The organism is Bacillus sp. BSL6 (assembly GCF_052928345.1).
Map to the genome: position 1 here is coordinate 1 of NZ_JAVGCW010000009.1, position 17,176 is coordinate 17,176.

Consider the following 17,176-nt stretch of genomic DNA (forward strand, 5'->3'; position numbering starts at 1 on the left):
CCAAGGGATTAAGGTGCCTAGGTTACTTTTGTTACCTATTTTGAGCATTAAGCCCCCTAATAGAATACTTATATATATATTTATTTTTTGTTTATATATATTTTTAGTAACAAAAGTAACAAAAAGAATATAAAAAGTACCTTGAGCCCTTATGTACCAAGGGTTTTAAGTAATTTTAAATGTGTTACTTTTAGTAACACTTTGGCTATTTTCATCGTTTTTCAGTAACTTTTGCTGCTGAAAAGTATTTTTTCGGTCTGTTAAAGTAACACCTTTGATGTAATACTTATTTTTGTTACCACGTTCTCTTTTGAATCCTTGGGATTCTAAAATTCGGTAAAATGCTCTATTTTTCAATTGATGCTCACCATTTCGGAAACACCAATTGGAATAAACTTCATATAATTCTTTTGCTTCAATTTGAACATCTTCTCGTTTAAAACAACATTCGAACATAAACGGACCGAGAATATCCATTTCCTCTTTGTAATCACCTGTTGCTTTCATAACAATTGCTGGATCGTTTAGTCCCGACTTCTGCCACTTCAAGCAACCCTCAATCGCCCAATTCAGAATGCCAGGCATTTCAAGACTTATCTTCTCTGGTAATTTCTTATCACGCTTCTCTTTTGGAAGTTGTAAGTTAAATGGAATCAAGCGAATACGTCTCCAAATACCTTCATCAACACCTTTAATTACTGGCTTATGATTTGTAGTGAAGAAGACTTTAAACTCTGGTATGAACTCAAAATATTCTTGTCTAAGGAAACGAGCCAACACTGGTTCACCACCTGTAATTTGCTTTACAAAAGCTTCTGAGAGTTGTTCACCCTCTTCACTTTCTATTGCAGATACAAAACGAGCTCCCACTAATCTAGCGATATCATTATTGGCTCCTGTTTCTTTCTTCTTGATGAAAGTATCTGATTTAGCTTGTTTACCGTATTCACCCAAAAGGTCCTTAATCGTATTAATAAAGGTCGATTTTCCATTGGAACCTCCACCAATCAAGAACACCATTATTTGCTCCGTAATTTCCCCTGTTAGTGAGTAACCAATTAACCGCTGCATGTATTCAGTCAGTTCCTTATCACCTTGGAAAATTTGATCTAAGAAATTAAGCCATTCAGGACACTTTGCATTTTCATCAAAAGCAATATTAGTAATTTTAGTTAAACCGAGTTCACGATCATGTTGCTGCAGCTTCCCTGTTTTTAAATCAACAATACCGTTCTCGACATTGAATAAATATTTATGTCTATCAAAGTCCTCACGTTCTCCTGGTACTAATGGCATAAGGTCCTTAATACTGTTCATTCGGATGTTTCTACGCTCACACATGCGCGCCCATTTCGCTTCTAATTCATCTTCTGACTTATAAAGACTTCTAAGAACTTTTGCTGTAATTCTTTCAATCTCTTTTTTTGTATCCAACTTCCAACGTTTGCCGTCCCATATATACCAACCGATGTCGCTGACATATTTGATTACATGTCCATATTCATATGCGATGCGTTCAGCGTTTCCTAGCTCAGTTAAACGGAATTTCTTTTTTGGCTTGTCCTCCACAACTTCAACCGCATCTTCATTAATGAAATCAAAGGAAAATTCTTCGAATTGTTGCTTATTATCTAAAATAGTTGTGGAAGTAGATGAAATGGCTGTTCCTATCGTTCTTTCGCCGTACGTTTCATTTGTATCGCTAAAATGAATAACATCCCATTTATCACGAATTAAGCTAGTCTCACGGAACATCGTATCCATTCGAGTTGCTGATTTACCTGTCCAGAAAGCTAAGTGGTTACATAAAGCAAGATCAGTTGCCGAATGGTCATTATTTATTAAGTTGCCATTGTATAACGAACGAATTTCATCACCATTCTTACTTCTAAACATTCTTTCCCATAGAGCATCGTTCGAAATTTTGATTTCATCTTTTTCAAACTCTGCTAAATTCACACGACCTTGAATGTCGCTATCATCAAAATATTTTTCGAATACTTCAGCTAGTTCATCCGTTCGCTCATATACATCATTGGAATTCTCACGATTTCCAGTAAAGGTAAAGAAGCGGCCGTATGAATAAATTTCTAAACCATGCTTTGTATTTTTCCGTCCAGTACCTAAAACAGATTGTGGAAGACCACCTCTGATAATGATGTGAATCCCATTTCCTGACGGCGAAAATTCTGTATAGCTATCTAATGTATCGATAATCTCTGTTGCAAAAGTATTTGTTTTTCCATCCACAACACACTTATCAATATCTATACCGATGTAATTGTCTTGCCTGCTGAACACGAAACCTATTCCGTCATAGTCACCTTCTAAGTAAAATTTGACCGCTGTTGCAAATGTTGACCAAGTACGCCTGTTATTTGCTTGGGCCATTTCGCCAGTGACCTGGCACGGAACTTTTGTCTTCTTGCCATTTCGCGTTTCGAACTTCCACAAGATCCATTGAGGAAGGGCCTTTAACTCGGCAGGAATTTCATTAAAATTGTATGGATTCTTTTTCATTTTGCCCTCCGATTATTTGCTATTCTTCTAAATAATCATTAATATCTGCTCCCAGTGAATTGCATGCCCTTTGCAACGCTTCTCGCAGCTTATTGTTTTCATTTTGTAAATCTTCCTGTTGTCCCATTAAAGCAATTAACATTTTTGAACCTGGAGGATTATTAACCCACTCTTCGCTATTTCTTAAAAATTTAACTTCATAGTTTTCTGTCAAAACTACATTGTATTTTCCATTTTCAACTGGGATATTATAGATGTCTTTCACCTTTATTCGCCTCATTTCGCTGATTTAGGGTATAAAAAAGAGAAGTCGACAAAACCGACCTCTCTATTTAGTTATTTAGAATGGTAAATCATCATCGCCAACAGTAATCGGTGGTCCACTTGGTTTAGGTGGCGTTACATTCGATGGTGCTACAAACTTAACTTTAGCGAATGTTTTCTCATCCTTATTTGTTTCATGTTTTACATAAGCTAAAACCGTTTTACCTACAATCTCACGCACAACAACAGTTAGGTCTAATTCTTGTTTCCCTGTGTAGCCACAAGCTTTTAAGAATGAGTTGCGTTTTCTTTCAGTGTCTTCTTTATAATCTTGAATATTACTAGTTAGATATAGAGTGTTATATAGGATTTTTGCTCCTTGATGTTTTTGTTCAATATCTGAACGGATTTCTACATCAAAACCGATAGAATATTGACCTTGCCATTCTTTTGCTTCTGCAGTAATAATCGTAACTTCATACTTGCCTTCTTCTACCAATCCAAACCCTTGTGATACATTTTCTTCATCGAAATTAATTTTGAAACTCATTATTTATTTCCCCCTGTTTTTTCATTTGTGGATGTCACTATTAATTCTCCTTGTACGCAGCCTTTACGCTGATCCAGATGATTCTTCGCATAAGTACTTTGGTCTCCTTCTAAGACAAATCCTCGTGTACCATCTGCCTTTTTTGTTAACCTCGCGACAACACTAACAACACCTAAAATATGATTAACAATTTTATCCCGAATATCTGGAATGAATTGTGTATATTGCTGACCATTTTCATGTGTAATAGTTTGCGTTGTCTCCCAAGCTGTGAAAATAATATTTGCATCTAAGGCTTTGAATGTTTCTACTAACTTTAAAAGATGGTTATCTAGTAAAGCGTAATCCTTCAATTCAGGCATACCGCTTTTTGTATTTTCCCCTTTCTTCAATAACCATAACTTTTGATAATGTGTTAGGTTATCGACAAAGATATTGTCGTATTTATTGATGTTCGCTTTAGCATGTCCATAGAATTGTAAAATGCTATCATGTGGATTACTTTCATCAATCTCCGCCACATCTACATTTTCATATCCTTCTAAAACTTGACTCGTCCCATCGATATCAAGGACTAATGTTTTCCCTGGTAACAATCCAGCAACTGTTGTCTTGCCGTCACCTGGTTTTGAATACATGATAATTTTTGCCCTTTTACTTTTGGTAATTTCAGTACCGTTTTTGGTTTTCATTTAATTCACTCCTTTTTCATCTAACAAACCAAGGTTGTATGCAGCTTTCGCTGTTCTATGGCCAACAAGATGCCCGCCAACAGTATTCGCATAAGGTGATAACATCTTTTTAGATGGATCATAAAAACCTGTTTCTAATTCTTTTTTGGTAAATGGAGCATTATATCTTAATATTGGATAACTATTAGATTGAAGCTTTGCCCCCTTGCCACGTTTAGCCCAACTGTAATACTTTCGTTTACCTTGAAGATAGATTTCATTCCCATCTCTATTTTTGTAGTACCAATCATTTAGTTCAGGACCAATTTCACTAGCTCCACATTCGTAACAATGATATGGACCACATTGCACCATCCCTACTCCTACATCCACCCAATCAGCTTCCATTTTCGATTTACAATACGGACACTCTTGTGTCGGTGTATCGTATGCACCCATTCTTATACCTCCACACTATAAGAAATCATCTCTGGTTTAACCGTAACCCCTGTTTTCTTTAAACCACTTATTAAATCCATACCTCTCAATCCTTTCTTGTATCTTGTTTTGACAGCATCATAATTAACTGTATATTTCTCCGCTATTTCGGATAATGTAAGAGATTCATCATTTACACTAGTTACTACATTAGTTCGTATGTTTCTTGCTTGTTCTTTTGATGTGGCCCATCGGCAATTATTTGGTCTATAACCTTCATTTCCGTCTATACGATCAATAGATAGGTTATCTTCATATCCATTGTTCATACTCCAGTCATAAAACAATTGAAAGTTATTAAACCATTCATTACATACCCTTATTCCTCGAGCACCATAGTTTTGATAGTCTGGTCTATTTGGATTAGTACATCTATCTTTCATGTTTCTCCAAATTCTATATAGACGAGAGCATGATTTACCATGTTTGTAATTCCTATTTGTAACTTTCTCTTTCTGCAAACAACCGCAACTTTTTGTTTGACCATTTACTAAACTCGCACCAAGTACTACTTTTTTTGTTCCACAATCACAGCAGCATAACCAAGTTATTTTTTTGTGCTTGTTCAATCCGAATTTCTTAATAACTGTTAACCTATTAAATTTCTTTCCTGTCAAATCTTTAAAGCTAGGCAAAATATTTACCTCCCTTTATACTTCTACACTGTACGTAATTGTTTCTGGCTTAACTGAGACTCCAGGAACTAATTGTCCATCCCCATCAACAATTACTTTCTCATCACCAATTTGAACAATTTTTAATGTCTTCTTTAAATCAGCCCACTTAACACTATTTTTAATAAATTCAGCAAGGTCATTTTGAATAACATAATCTAGAAGCAACGCTTCATCACCTTTATCAGGGGTTTCCTTACTCTTACGAGTTTTTGATTTACCGTAAGGCGTACTAATTGTTTTCTGTTTTGGATCCACTGCAAGTTGTTCCGCATGATAACGTTGAATATGACTTTCAAAGAAGGTGATACTATTGTGGACGGAAATCAACTCACCTTTTTCCCATTCAGCAATGCGATCACGTTCAACATTTGCTAATTGGTTAATTTCCTTTTCCTTTGATTTAAGAGCAGACAATTTACGGAATGCCCAATTTAAACCGTTAATATCCGTAATTTCAAATTGTTGCTCCGCATCTTGTAATTGGTCCACTTCCATTAATTCATTTTGTTGTAATGCATTCATCGATATTACCTCCAAATGTATTTTTAAATTTCTTTGCATCGTAAACAGCAAAGTATGTGAAGCCATTTTTCGTGAAATTAACTCGAATGGGATAATCCAAACAATCACGCTTCACTACTTCTAGATCTCCTTCTTCATTCAGAAGTTCTTCTAACAATCGATAATTCACATGAACTTTGTTATTATCGAAAATCCCCAGAACGCCATTGGCATAAGCTGCATTCATAGCTTGTACCTGTTTCTCAATCACACTAATATCCATTAAAATTCCACCACCTTGGCATATTCCACTGTTCTGCGGATAACTTCTCCACCAACATCATTGGCTACTTGTTTTGATTCTTCATATTCAAATTCCATTGCACTTTTCACTAACTTAGTTACGACCAATGGATTTGCTTTACTAACAAACAAATTACCTACACTTACTAGATATATAGTTTTAGGTGCTAATTGTTTATCCATGCAGATTCCCCTCGCTTAAAAGTAAAATCAGGTCCATTTGCTTTCCCTTTACGTCCAGCTTCAGCTTTGGACATCTTAGGCATAGTTATGGCCTCTTCTATGCTCATCTTCATTTTGTTACTTGTACGTGTATATAAAAGTGATTTACTAATTCCATTAGCGGCTGCACGTTCAATTTGTTCCAGCGTAAATTTACACATTGATATGTAATCTCCTTTACACGAAATCAATTCATGCTATAATGACTGTGAATATTTTTACTTAAATCACCTGTTGGCGCAGGTGGTTTTCTTTTTATACTGCTTTAAAGCATTCAACATTGTGTTGCTCAATTAAGTATTCCGTTAGATTTTCTTTAAGTACGATATCCTGTCCGAACATAAAATACTTATCATCTTGTTTAATTTCACAACCATAGACATCTTCAATTGGATGATCAGGTTCCTTAACTTCCTCTTCAGCAATGTCTTCCACAAAGATTGCATCGATATTGCTCATACCAATGTGAAGTGGTACCTTTCCAGTAATACCTTCCCATTCTATTTTTGATAATGCACCAAAACTATTGTTAAATGTTTTAAATTGTTCAGCTGTAAAACTAACCTTTGCACCTGACTTAAAAACCAACGTTACTTCCTTCAACTAACTCACCTCCCTTCGAGATGAAACCTTACGGTTCATTTCGTATAGCTTACGTTTAGCCTCTAATTCCATAGCTAGTAACAATGTAGGACTGTTCTTTGCTTCAGCACATCTTTTTCGTACCTCATGCCCTTTCATGATTCTTGTTGCGGATAATACTCCGTTCATTTTTGTTCACTCTCCTTGTTTATTTTTCAAATAGATCATCCACAGTTGTCTTAAAGTGTTTAGCTAATTTTTTCGCTTCTGTTAAAGTAAAATCACTCTTTCCTGTTTCTTTTAAGTAATAGGTCTGTTTCGATATATTTATTACTTTACTGGCGGCTTCCTGAGTCATTCTATTTTCTCTACGAGCAATAAAAAGATTTTGATACATAATCTCATCACCTCATTTCGACAAGGATTCTCTTAAAAGAACAAAGCGTTCTTTATAAAGTGACAAAATTCGACATTTTGTTTTGAAAAAAAAGTGAGGATTCCTCCTCATGAACTAATTATTTTCATTCGACTTCTGTTAAATCGTTTTTCTCTTGGTATTCGAAAAGATATTCCAAACTATGTTTTGGAAAAAAATTATTTTTGATTTCAAGGGCTTCATTGTAATAAAAACGAAACTTACCATTTATTTTGTCACTTACGGTTGCATACCTAAGATCAAGATGTGTCGCTAAATCTGAAATCACTATACCTTCTCGAGCCATCTCCGCACGCAAATTCGGATACATTTGATCACCTCCTAATTACTTTTGAACTAATTTTCGTTCACAAACCAAATATAAACGAAGTTTCGTTTGAAGTCAACGAAAAAAATAGTAATTTAAACTAATTTTCGTTCAAGTTACTATTTACAGCATTACGTAATTGAGTTATGATGTTATTGGATGTACGAAAAATCGTACACTAAACACCTGAAGAAGGGAGGTGTTTACAGTGGAAAAGTCTGAAGTTATAAAACAATTAATAGAGAAGTCTGGGTATAGTAGAAGAGCTTTTGCTGAAAAAATCGGTCTTCCACCGACTACATTGCAATCGATGTTATCAAGAGGAATGGGAAAGGCAACAATTGATAATGTAATAAAAGTTTGTAAGGGGTTAGGGATTACAATTGATGAACTAGAAAATATGGCTGAAAATGATTCTTTACAAAGTAACTTGCCTATATACGAATCAATAGATAAAGAACATTCCAACATCACTTACATTCCAATTATCGGTTCAATTGCAGCAGGATTACCTATATTGGCAGAAGAGAATATTGAAGGATACTTACCTATGTTAGACACTTTATTAAACAAAAGAAAAAAATACTTTTACCTTACCGTTAAAGGTACTAGCATGAATCTTGAATTCCCTGATGGAGCATTCGTTCTTGTGGAAGAAACCCCATTTGTGGAAAATGGACAAATTGCAGTAGTAAAAGTGAATGGTTATGACGCGACTGTAAAGAAAATTTCTAAGTCAGAGGATGTCATTACTTTGATACCATTGAGCAACGATCCTATACATGAACCCAAAACATATAATCTTATTAAAGATGATGTTAAGATCGTTGGTCGTGTTATACAAGCCGTTAAGACATATTAATAACCACCTAAGAGTAGACAATTGTCTGCTCTTTTGTAATAAAAGGAGATTCTTATGACTATTTACAAAGATGAAAAAAGAGGCACTTATTACTTTGTAGTAAGGGTTAGACAATATGATGGCACTTTAAAACAAGTAAAACGTCGTGGATTTAAAACAAAAAAGGAAGCCCGTGAAGCTGAAGCGAAGATGTTAGTTGAAAAAGAAACCACTTCAAGTTTAACATTCGCCCAATTAGCGGATAGTTATTTTGAATGGTATTCACAAAGACGCAAACAGTCTTCAATTAACACTATAAAAAACGCAATTTATAATCATTTATTAAAAGAGTTTGGTAACATGAAAATGGATCAAATCACTGCAAATCATGTAATGCATTACCAAAACAAAATGATGAGTAAATACTCAGCTGAGTACTTAAAGAAATTTCATACAACACTTTCAGCTATATTTAACTTCGGAATAAAATTCCATGGGTTAACTACCAATCCTGCCAGAATCGCTGGTAATTTTGAAAAAGACTCAAATAAGAGGATAAATTTTTGGGAGTTTGAAGAGTTTAAAAAATTTATTTCAGTTGTGGACGATCCATTATACAAAGCCTTTTTTACAACCCTTTATTATAGTGGTGCCAGAAAAGGTGAACTGTTAGCTTTAACATGGTCAGATATTAATTTCGAAGAGAAGACAATTGATATTAATAAAACAGTATATAACCGTCAGGTCACAGAACCAAAAACAAAGTCTTCTAAACGAATTGTCATGTTGCCTAATTTTACAATGGATTTATTAAAAGACATAAAAAAAAGGGCCAATTTATCGGTCCCAATTAAAAATGATTATGTTGTGTTTGGTGAATTCTATGACTGTATAGCTACGACTACACTACATAAAAAATATAATAAATATCTAAAGGCAGCTGAAGTTAAAGAAATAGTAATGCATGAATTTAGACACTCTCATGCATCTTATTTAATAAATAAAGGCGTCAGTCCACTTGTAGTAGCTCAACGCCTAGGTCATTCAGATGTAGCAACAACTTTAAATACTTATAGCCATTTATATCCATCAAAACAATCGGAAGTAGTTGCATTTATGGAGAGCGATTTGGTATAATCGTTACCAAATCGTTACCATGAACGTTTAAACCGTTGATAGTATAGCATTAGTAAAGACCCTGTTCGTCAATTCCTTTTTTCTATCTTATTTTGCACCTAATTTTTCTTTCACTTTTGCAGGAAGCTCGTCTTTCTTAACTTCTTCCCAAGCTGTTACACCTTTTTTATCTGAATTGTATACGCGTAAGAATGCTTCTTTACGAAGATTTTTTTGAGCATTAAATTCTAATTCTTTTTCTTTTCCGTCTTTATCAAACCCTTTTAATTTATACTCAAAATGTTTGTATGGCTCTCCATTATCAGACTTACCATTATACTCTTTTCCATCTACTGTAATTTGAACGTAGTACTCATCTTTACCCATACGATTTAAATCACAGCCAACTAAAAGACTCGCAAATACAACTAAAATACTAAAAAGTGCAATATATCTTTTCATTTCCTTCACCTCATGTGTTTTTCTTATATTGTTATCTTAAAGCCCAGAGCTTAAAGAAGAAATTCAAAAACATGACATGAACATTACACTTTTGTAAGATAGTAATTATTTCTTCACTTTAGAAACCGCCATCCCGTCACCAATTGGCATGAGTACAGATTCTAAATATAGATGAGTTGCTACTACTTCATTATAAAAAGCCTTAAGGGAAATGAATGAATCATCTCCCTTAAGGCTTTTTATCCTCTATCTCTTTACTGCCAATTTTTTATGTACCTATTACCGCCAATAACGTCTTTCACGCCACTTTCGCCACTTATCACGTAATTTCCTTATACCGTTTATTACACCTTCTATTATGCATTCTATTATAATATCTATCACAAGGTATCTTATACATCTAAAAATAGGACCTATAACGTACTTCAATATAAATTCAAAAATATCTTCCAGCATATATCCCCTCTTTCTACCCTTCAATTATAACTGGAAAAAAGAGAACTTTAAAAGAAGATCAAATAAATAATCATGCAAGATTTGACCAACTTAAAGCTACTTCAGCAGCTATTTTTTGTATCAACTAGCAATTTCGTTTTCAATATGTGAAAAGGGATTTCTAAATGATGAAGTGAATATATATTTATTGTTTTCTAGCTCTCAGGTGATTTTTTACATAAATTTAATTATATCCCAATTAAAGGTTTTGAGAGGAGAAATAATATGAATCCTATTTTATTAGATGTTCCGTTACAAATAGAAACAGATAGACTCATTCTTCGAGCACCACTGCAAGCTGGTGAAGGGAATGTATTACACGAAGCTATTAAAGATTCCATTCGTGAATTAAAGCAATGGTTGTCTTTATTCCAGTCCATTCCTACTGTTGAAGAAACGGAAATTCTTCTGAGAAATGCCCATATAAATTTTTTGAAAAGAGAAAGCTTTCGCTACCTTATCTACCATAAGGAGACGAATAATTTTATTGGAACAGCTAGCCTTCACCGAATTGATTGGAATGTTTCTAAATGTGAAATTGGATACTGGGTTAACACGCAATTTAGTGGCAGTGGATACATAACAGAAACAGTACGTGCGTTAACAAACCTTGGATTTCAGTTATTTAAATTTAGAAGGATTGAAATCCGATGTGAAGCTAGTAACACGAAAAGTCGTGCGATCCCTGAAAAATTAGGTTTTGAGCTTGAAGGGGTATTACGTAATGAAGATGTTTCAGCTGACGGCAAACAACCAGCTGATACTTGCATCTATGCAAAGATAAATTAGTTTAAGATTTTAAAATTTGTTATACAAATATCTTAAGGCTCGTTTCTAAATTTAGAAGGCGGCTTTTTGATTTTTTACTGTAAAAGAAAAGACCTCCTTAACGATTGCACTCCATCGCTAAAAAGGTCTTTCTCTATTTCAACTAAAAACTTAGCACTCTTCTGGCTTACCAGCATTCGTCGCTGTACGGAAAGATGATCCACATCCGCATGATGCAATTGCGTTTGGATTATCAATTGTGAATCCGCCGCCAAGCATAGATTGTTTATAATCAATTTTTACTCCTTTAACAATCGGAGCACTTTCTTTATCGATAACAAATTCGACACCGAAAAACTCAAGAACTGTGTCGTCTTCTTTTGGTTCTACTTCAAATCCTAAGCCGTAAGAAAGACCACTACATCCGCCGCCGTGTACAGCAAGGCGCACGTACTTCTCTCCATCTTCAGCATCTTTTAACATATCTTTAATTTGAAAAGCTGCTTGTTCTGTTACTTCAATCATGAAATACACCATCCTTTCTGTTCTCGTTCTATTATACATCTTTACGCTTCTATCTTGTACTCATACACTCCGTGGCAAATTACTTCTGCTGGTCCTTTCATTAACACGTTGCCTTCTTCTGTCCATGCAATCATTAAATCGCCACCAGCTAAATGAACTGTAATTTCCTTACCACGTTCCATTTTTCCATTTAAAATAGAGGCTACAACTGCAGCACACGCCCCTGTTCCGCAAGCTTGTGTTACACCAGATCCACGTTCCCAAACGCGGAAGTTCATCTCTTCCTCATTCAAAATCTCAATGAATTCAACATTTACTCGTTCTGGGAACATTTCATGTGTCTCAAGAACTGGTCCAAGTGTTGTAAGAGGTGCTTGTTCTACATCATCCACAAAAATAACTGCATGCGGATTTCCCATTGAAACAGCTGTAAATGCATAACGATGGTTATTGTATAAGAAGTTTTCACGAATAAATGGTGTTTCACCTTCGCCAAGCATCGGTATTTCTGCACGCGTTAAACGCGGTGCTCCCATATCAATTTTCGCTAACGTAACTTTCCCTTCTTCTACCGTTACTTCAGCCGTTACAATGCCAGCTAACGTTTCAATTGTGAAAACTGTATCTTCTACTAGTTTATGCTCATACGCATATTTCGCTACGCAGCGTAGACCGTTACCACAGCTCTTTCCTTCTGATCCATCATTATTAAACATGCGCATTTTCACCGGCGCTACGTCAGACGGACAAATTAAAATCATTCCATCTGCTCCAATACCAGTATTAATATTTGAAACCTTTTCCGCCACAAGAGCTAAATCTTCTTCAGGAATTTGTTCTTCAAACATATTTACATATATATAACTATTGCCAAGACCATGCATTTTTGTAAAAGAAAATTGGCTCATTTGTATTCACTCCAAAAATAATTTGTTATTTCAAGTATAAAATGCACGCTTTTAGAACACAATATGAATGTCCCCCGTTTCTCATATTTGACAACATTTGGCGATGAGCCATTCTTGCGCAAATTGTGTAAGAAAAAAGCCCTTCTAAAAAGGGCCTTTTTTATTTATATACAATATTATCCTCCCCTGCGAAATAAAATTTTATCTAATAGAAAAAGAAAAAGGTGCTGCCGATTGCAACACCTTAAAACATTGGATTTTCATCCAAATACTCATATACATTATTAACAAGTTCTTCTACTGTAGCCCCTTGTACCACTTCACCATTTACAAGAGCAAACGGTCCTTCAAAACAAATACCACAATATCCTAAACAACCATACTCCATTACATCTAAATTCGGATCTTTTTCTAATTTCTCTAAAGCGGCTTGTGAACCACTCGCAAGGTTACCTACACAAAATTCAATTAATGGTTTAATCAAAATTCTCCCCCCTGTACTACAAAACAAATTACTTTCTGACTTCATCTATAAGAAAAAAACTAAGCTGTTTCTTGTTGTTTTCATTACACCTTCTAAACTATTTAGTTACTTCATTATTTCACTTCAAAATAGATGATTCCTTCTATATAACATGCTATTTACGATGAAATGGTAACTAAATAATGCAGATCGTTTACTCTACTTTTCTTCTTATTGTACAACAGAGTATTCATTCATGCATTGTTATTTGTTCACAAATTCGATATAATTTGATTGAGTAAAGTCAAAATATTTTATTAATATAAAATTTTATGATTAGGGGATATTTCAACAGAAAAGGGGTAATCCATCATGAAACACCTCGTAATATTAGGTGGCGGCTACGGTGGAATGAGAATTCTGCAGCGGCTACTTCCAAGCAACCAACTTCCGGATGATGTACAAGTGACATTAATCGACAAAGTACCATATCATTGCTTCAAAACTGAATATTATGCATTAGTTGCGGGTACTATTTCAGAAACGCATATTCGTATACCGTTTCCTGAACACCCACGCCTCAATATTCAATACGGCACAGTAACAAATATTGATCTCGAAGAAAAAGCTGTTCATCTCGATGGCGGCGAAGCGATCCAATATGATGATTTAATTATTGGACTTGGCTGTGAGGATAAATACCATAACGTTCCTGGGGCGAAGGAATATACACATAGCCTACAATCGATTGAACAAACACGTAAGACATATGAACAATTAAATAGTCTAGAACCAAATGCAACGGTAGCTGTCGTTGGTGCTGGATTAAGTGGCGTTGAGGTTGCAAGTGAACTTCGCGAAAGCCGTTCTGATTTAAAAATTTACTTATTTGATCGAAAAGATAGAATTCTATTCCCATATCCAGAGAAATTAAGTAGATATGTAGAAGAATGGTTCGTAAAACATAAAGTTACTATTATACGAAACTCTAACATTACAAAAGTAGAGCCAAATATTGTGTACAACCACGATGAACCACTTGAATGTGATGCAATCGTCTGGACAGCTGGTATTCAAGCAAATGAAGTTGTTCGAAACCTTCCAGTTGAACAAGATGGTAGCGGACGGGTTGTTTTAACAAAATATCACAATATTCCAAATAATGAGCACGTATATGTTGTAGGAGATTGTGCAGCACTTCCACACGCACCATCTGCACAACTTGCTGAAGGTCAAGGGGAACAAATTGTCCAAATATTATTAAAACGTTGGCATAATGAACCACTTCCTGACGAACTACCTGTCATTAAATTAAAAGGTGTTCTCGGCTCTCTTGGTAAGAAGCACGGCTTCGGTTTACTCGCAAACCAACCACTAATGGGACGTGTACCGAGGTTATTAAAATCCGGTATCCTCTGGATGTACAAATATCATAACGGTTAATACTTAAAAGGCTGTCTACTAATTAGACAGTCTCTTTTATGAGTTAAAACATAATTATCAGACACATTTTTCTCAATATAGATAATAATTTATTTTTCATTTTTATATTAAAAACTATTGATGAACAGTGTATGCTATTTATAAGTTGTTTTATTTCCTTTAAGACCGAAGTCATTCGGTCTTATTTTTTGTGTTGTAAATACTTTTATAGGAGGCATTTCATTTCACTTATGAACGTAACGAAACTAAATGATCGCATAGAAGCGAAGAAGAAAGAATTGATCTATCTCGTTGAAAAGTACGGATTCACTCATCATAAAGTAATTTCTTTCAGCCAAGAATTAGATCGTTTACTTAATTTATTAATAGAACTCAAGACGAAGAAAAAACGTTGCTCTTTATAACCGTTATCTTCTCTTTTTTGATACGATATAACTAGAATCAGAAAGGAGCCATCTATGTTTATATTAAAAGACGTTACATATAAAGATATACTGCACATTCCTTATTTACAGATTCAAAAAGAAAAAATTACATGTATTATCGGTGAGAGTGGGAGCGGAAAAAGTACATTGCTCCGTATGTTAAATGATCTACAATCTCCAACATCTGGAATAATTGAATATAACGGAAAACTAATTTCTGATTATCCCCCTATTCAATTACGACGTGACGTAGTCATGCTTGGGCAAACACCACCTATTTTTGATGGAACCATTAAAGACAATCTATTAATGGGACTTCGTCTTTCTGAAAAACCATTTCCAAATGATGCTGCCTTGCGAAGTGCATTAACGACTGTTAGCTTGGAAAAAAATTTAGAAGACAACGCTGATTCATTATCAGGTGGCGAAAAACAACGACTTGCTTTTGCACGTATCGTACTTATGGATCCACCTGTCTATTTATTAGATGAACCAACTTCGGCGTTAGATAGCGATACAGAACGACGCGTTATGAAGCAATTCACTACGCTAGCAAGAGAAAAGAAAAAAACAGTTATCTTCATCACACACTCACAACAACTTCCAGAAGAAATTGCAGACGATATTATTGAGATTAGTAAAGCAAACGGTGCAACTAGAAAGGAAGTGCTCTCAGTTGAAGGGCGTGATTGAACTCCAAATTTGGCAACTTGCCGCTGCATATATTTTCATTCTTATTTTAATCGGGCTCGTGAAATTAAAAGGGATACCTCGCGAAAAACAAATCGCGCTCGCAACGTTCCGTATGACGATTCAGCTCGTACTCGTTGCATATGTCCTTACATACGTATTTGAAAACAGTAATCCATTTTATACAATTGCTCTTATTACTTCTATTACTACCTTTGCAATTTTTAATATTTATAAACGAGTGAATATCCCAATGTCTAAAGAATTAAAACGAGTAGCCGCCCTTTCCATGGTAGCCGGATCAATTGGGCCACTTCTACTATTTATCTTTGTTATTATCGGTCATGACCCTTGGTATGCGCCGCAATATATCGTTCCGATTACAGGAATGTTAGTTGGGAATGCAATGACTGGTGTTTCTCTCGGTGCAAATACGTTCTTAAACAATATGAAATCACAAAGAGGTCAAATTGAAGGAGCACTTATGCTCGGCGCCACACCGAAAGAAGCCGCTGCTCCGCTCATTCGAGACGCTTTTGACTCGGCTATTTTACCAACGATCAATTCTATGGTCGGAATGGGGATTATAAGCTTACCGGGCATGATGACTGGTCAAATCTTATCTGGTGTATCACCATTTACAGCTATTCAATATCAAATCGCAATTATACTCGGTATTTCAGGAAGTACCGCTTTTGCTGTTATTATCTTCTTGCAGCTTGGATATAAAACTTTCTTTAATAAGCGGTGTCAGTTGAAGGAGATTGACTATGGCGGACGGTAATCTAGCTTTTTGCTCGGTAAATGATGCACCTTTCTCGGTGAGTGAAATTATATCGACGATTTTTCGAATATATCTATCATAACTCAAAATATATCAACGATTTTTGAAATATATCGACGATTCGACAAGGAATATCGACTTACCGACAAAAAATGACATAATAAAAAGAGGAGGCCTATACGCCTCCTCTTTTTATTTACTTACGCCTTCTTAACAAATTGTGATTTTAACTTCATAGCTCCGAAACCGTCGATTTTGCAATCAATATCGTGATCGCCATCAACTAGACGGATACTCTTTACTTTCGTACCGATCTTCACAACTGAAGAAGTTCCTTTTACTTTTAAATCTTTAATGACAGTAACAGCATCGCCGTCTTGAAGAACGTTTCCGTTCGCATCTTTTACAACTTTTGCACCATCATTATTTTCAGCTTCTGCTTCTTGGCCCCACTCATGAGCACATTCTGGACATACGAAAAGAACGCCATCCTCATACGTATATTCTGAATTACATTTTGGACAATTTGGTAAAGTAGCCATAAATTTATTTCCTCCGTTCATTATTTATACGTAAAAATCAAAATTGATGTTTACATCTCGATAAATAAAATTTGTATAGCATTTCTATATAGTGCCATAGTCTCACGTTATTGACAAGCTTACCTCAAATTCTCATTTTTTATTGTATTTTACAAATTTTCAATTCGTATGGTGTTTCCAAGT

Annotated in this window: 26 protein-coding genes; 7 read left to right on the forward strand and 19 right to left on the reverse strand. The window is 35.1% G+C overall.

All coding sequences use genetic code 11. The annotated features are described in order from the left end of the window. Nucleotides 1-165: 165 nt before the first annotated feature. From RCJ96_RS22915 to RCJ96_RS22980, 14 genes are all read right to left on the reverse strand, one after another. The gene (locus RCJ96_RS22915) at nt 166-2,520 is read right to left on the reverse strand and encodes a phage/plasmid primase, P4 family (RefSeq protein ID WP_446699849.1); all 2,355 of its coding nucleotides are present in this window, start codon (nt 2,518-2,520) and stop codon (nt 166-168) included. A gap of 19 nt (nt 2,521-2,539) precedes the next feature. Then, nucleotides 2,540-2,785 carry a hypothetical protein gene (locus RCJ96_RS22920; RefSeq protein WP_410976417.1) on the reverse strand — a complete coding sequence of 82 codons (246 nt, stop codon included), beginning with the start codon at nt 2,783-2,785 and terminating at the stop codon, nt 2,540-2,542. A gap of 75 nt (nt 2,786-2,860) precedes the next feature. Beyond that, nucleotides 2,861-3,334: a DUF669 domain-containing protein gene (locus tag RCJ96_RS22925; RefSeq protein ID WP_410976416.1), complete on the reverse strand. Its 474-nt coding sequence runs from the start codon at nt 3,332-3,334 to the stop codon at nt 2,861-2,863. Then, nucleotides 3,334-4,026 carry an AAA family ATPase gene (locus RCJ96_RS22930; RefSeq protein WP_446699850.1) on the reverse strand — a complete coding sequence of 231 codons (693 nt, stop codon included), beginning with the start codon at nt 4,024-4,026 and terminating at the stop codon, nt 3,334-3,336. Before RCJ96_RS22930 ends, RCJ96_RS22925 begins: the two co-directional genes overlap by 1 nt. Continuing rightward, nucleotides 4,027-4,464 (reverse strand): hypothetical protein, encoded by a 438-nt coding sequence (locus tag RCJ96_RS22935; protein WP_446699851.1) that lies wholly within the window; start codon nt 4,462-4,464, stop codon nt 4,027-4,029. It abuts the gene before it with no gap. A gap of 2 nt (nt 4,465-4,466) precedes the next feature. Then, entirely contained in the window at nt 4,467-5,138 is a 672-nt protein-coding gene (locus tag RCJ96_RS22940) for a hypothetical protein (protein WP_446699852.1), read from the reverse strand. A gap of 15 nt (nt 5,139-5,153) precedes the next feature. Next, complete coding sequence (locus tag RCJ96_RS22945) at nt 5,154-5,702, reverse strand: host-nuclease inhibitor Gam family protein (RefSeq protein WP_446699853.1); 549 nt, start codon at nt 5,700-5,702, stop codon at nt 5,154-5,156. Then, nucleotides 5,680-5,964: a hypothetical protein gene (locus tag RCJ96_RS22950; RefSeq protein ID WP_446699854.1), complete on the reverse strand. Its 285-nt coding sequence runs from the start codon at nt 5,962-5,964 to the stop codon at nt 5,680-5,682. Before RCJ96_RS22950 ends, RCJ96_RS22945 begins: the two co-directional genes overlap by 23 nt. Further along, nucleotides 5,964-6,167, reverse strand: a complete 204-nt coding sequence (locus RCJ96_RS22955) for a hypothetical protein (RefSeq protein WP_446699855.1) — start codon at nt 6,165-6,167, stop codon at nt 5,964-5,966. Before RCJ96_RS22955 ends, RCJ96_RS22950 begins: the two co-directional genes overlap by 1 nt. Then, nucleotides 6,152-6,367, reverse strand: a complete 216-nt coding sequence (locus RCJ96_RS22960; RefSeq protein WP_446699856.1) for a hypothetical protein — start codon at nt 6,365-6,367, stop codon at nt 6,152-6,154. The genes RCJ96_RS22955 and RCJ96_RS22960 overlap by 16 nt, the downstream gene beginning before the upstream one ends. 94 nt (nt 6,368-6,461) lie before the next feature. Then, nucleotides 6,462-6,809: a YqaI family protein gene (locus RCJ96_RS22965; protein ID WP_446699857.1), complete on the reverse strand. Its 348-nt coding sequence runs from the start codon at nt 6,807-6,809 to the stop codon at nt 6,462-6,464. Next, nucleotides 6,810-6,977 carry a hypothetical protein gene (locus RCJ96_RS22970; RefSeq protein ID WP_446699858.1) on the reverse strand — a complete coding sequence of 56 codons (168 nt, stop codon included), beginning with the start codon at nt 6,975-6,977 and terminating at the stop codon, nt 6,810-6,812. It lies immediately after the preceding gene. Nucleotides 6,978-6,996: 19 nt separating this feature from the next. Beyond that, complete coding sequence (locus RCJ96_RS22975) at nt 6,997-7,185, reverse strand: helix-turn-helix transcriptional regulator (RefSeq protein ID WP_446699859.1); 189 nt, start codon at nt 7,183-7,185, stop codon at nt 6,997-6,999. Nucleotides 7,186-7,309: 124 nt separating this feature from the next. After that, on the reverse strand, nt 7,310-7,534 hold the full coding sequence (locus RCJ96_RS22980) for a hypothetical protein (RefSeq protein ID WP_446699860.1): 225 nt from the start codon (nt 7,532-7,534) through the stop codon (nt 7,310-7,312). A gap of 205 nt (nt 7,535-7,739) precedes the next feature. Between RCJ96_RS22980 and RCJ96_RS22985 the strand changes: the two genes are divergently transcribed. Beyond that, nucleotides 7,740-8,393 carry a LexA family protein gene (locus RCJ96_RS22985; RefSeq protein ID WP_446699861.1) on the forward strand — a complete coding sequence of 218 codons (654 nt, stop codon included), beginning with the start codon at nt 7,740-7,742 and terminating at the stop codon, nt 8,391-8,393. Between the two features lie 54 nt (nt 8,394-8,447). Further along, entirely contained in the window at nt 8,448-9,509 is a 1,062-nt protein-coding gene (locus RCJ96_RS22990) for a tyrosine-type recombinase/integrase (protein WP_446699862.1), read from the forward strand. Between the two features lie 87 nt (nt 9,510-9,596). On the opposite strand, the gene RCJ96_RS22995 is transcribed toward RCJ96_RS22990, so the two are convergent. Then, nucleotides 9,597-9,950 carry a YxeA family protein gene (locus RCJ96_RS22995; RefSeq protein ID WP_000833158.1) on the reverse strand — a complete coding sequence of 118 codons (354 nt, stop codon included), beginning with the start codon at nt 9,948-9,950 and terminating at the stop codon, nt 9,597-9,599. 720 nt (nt 9,951-10,670) lie between these two features. On the opposite strand from RCJ96_RS22995, the gene RCJ96_RS23000 reads away from it, so the two are divergent. Continuing rightward, the gene (locus RCJ96_RS23000; RefSeq protein WP_416504341.1) at nt 10,671-11,234 is read left to right on the forward strand and encodes a GNAT family N-acetyltransferase; all 564 of its coding nucleotides are present in this window, start codon (nt 10,671-10,673) and stop codon (nt 11,232-11,234) included. Between the two features lie 150 nt (nt 11,235-11,384). On the opposite strand, the gene RCJ96_RS23005 is transcribed toward RCJ96_RS23000, so the two are convergent. From RCJ96_RS23005 to RCJ96_RS23015, 3 genes are all read right to left on the reverse strand, one after another. Beyond that, a complete protein-coding gene (locus tag RCJ96_RS23005) occupies nt 11,385-11,738 on the reverse strand; it encodes a HesB/IscA family protein (RefSeq protein ID WP_000573822.1) in 354 nt (117 codons plus the stop codon). A 41-nt stretch (nt 11,739-11,779) separates the two neighbouring features. Then, nucleotides 11,780-12,646: a diaminopimelate epimerase gene (gene dapF / locus RCJ96_RS23010; protein WP_000077385.1), complete on the reverse strand. Its 867-nt coding sequence runs from the start codon at nt 12,644-12,646 to the stop codon at nt 11,780-11,782. Nucleotides 12,647-12,890: 244 nt separating this feature from the next. Then, nucleotides 12,891-13,130: a YuzB family protein gene (locus RCJ96_RS23015; RefSeq protein WP_000595026.1), complete on the reverse strand. Its 240-nt coding sequence runs from the start codon at nt 13,128-13,130 to the stop codon at nt 12,891-12,893. A 351-nt stretch (nt 13,131-13,481) separates the two neighbouring features. Between RCJ96_RS23015 and RCJ96_RS23020 the strand changes: the two genes are divergently transcribed. The 4 genes from RCJ96_RS23020 to RCJ96_RS23035 all read left to right on the forward strand — a co-directional run bounded on the left by RCJ96_RS23020 (nt 13,482) and on the right by RCJ96_RS23035 (nt 16,451). Continuing rightward, nucleotides 13,482-14,552: an NAD(P)/FAD-dependent oxidoreductase gene (locus RCJ96_RS23020; RefSeq protein ID WP_000682073.1), complete on the forward strand. Its 1,071-nt coding sequence runs from the start codon at nt 13,482-13,484 to the stop codon at nt 14,550-14,552. Between the two features lie 230 nt (nt 14,553-14,782). Beyond that, nucleotides 14,783-14,956: a Spo0E family sporulation regulatory protein-aspartic acid phosphatase gene (locus RCJ96_RS23025; RefSeq protein ID WP_001103330.1), complete on the forward strand. Its 174-nt coding sequence runs from the start codon at nt 14,783-14,785 to the stop codon at nt 14,954-14,956. Nucleotides 14,957-15,010: 54 nt separating this feature from the next. Beyond that, the gene (locus tag RCJ96_RS23030; RefSeq protein WP_074606389.1) at nt 15,011-15,670 is read left to right on the forward strand and encodes an ABC transporter ATP-binding protein; all 660 of its coding nucleotides are present in this window, start codon (nt 15,011-15,013) and stop codon (nt 15,668-15,670) included. Further along, nucleotides 15,654-16,451: an ABC transporter permease gene (locus RCJ96_RS23035; protein WP_000679255.1), complete on the forward strand. Its 798-nt coding sequence runs from the start codon at nt 15,654-15,656 to the stop codon at nt 16,449-16,451. The genes RCJ96_RS23030 and RCJ96_RS23035 overlap by 17 nt, the downstream gene beginning before the upstream one ends. 200 nt (nt 16,452-16,651) lie before the next feature. Here RCJ96_RS23035 and phnA read toward each other — a convergent pair whose 3' ends face one another. Beyond that, nucleotides 16,652-16,993: an alkylphosphonate utilization operon protein PhnA gene (gene phnA, locus RCJ96_RS23040; protein ID WP_000212737.1), complete on the reverse strand. Its 342-nt coding sequence runs from the start codon at nt 16,991-16,993 to the stop codon at nt 16,652-16,654. Between the last annotated feature and the right edge of the window lie 183 nt (nt 16,994-17,176).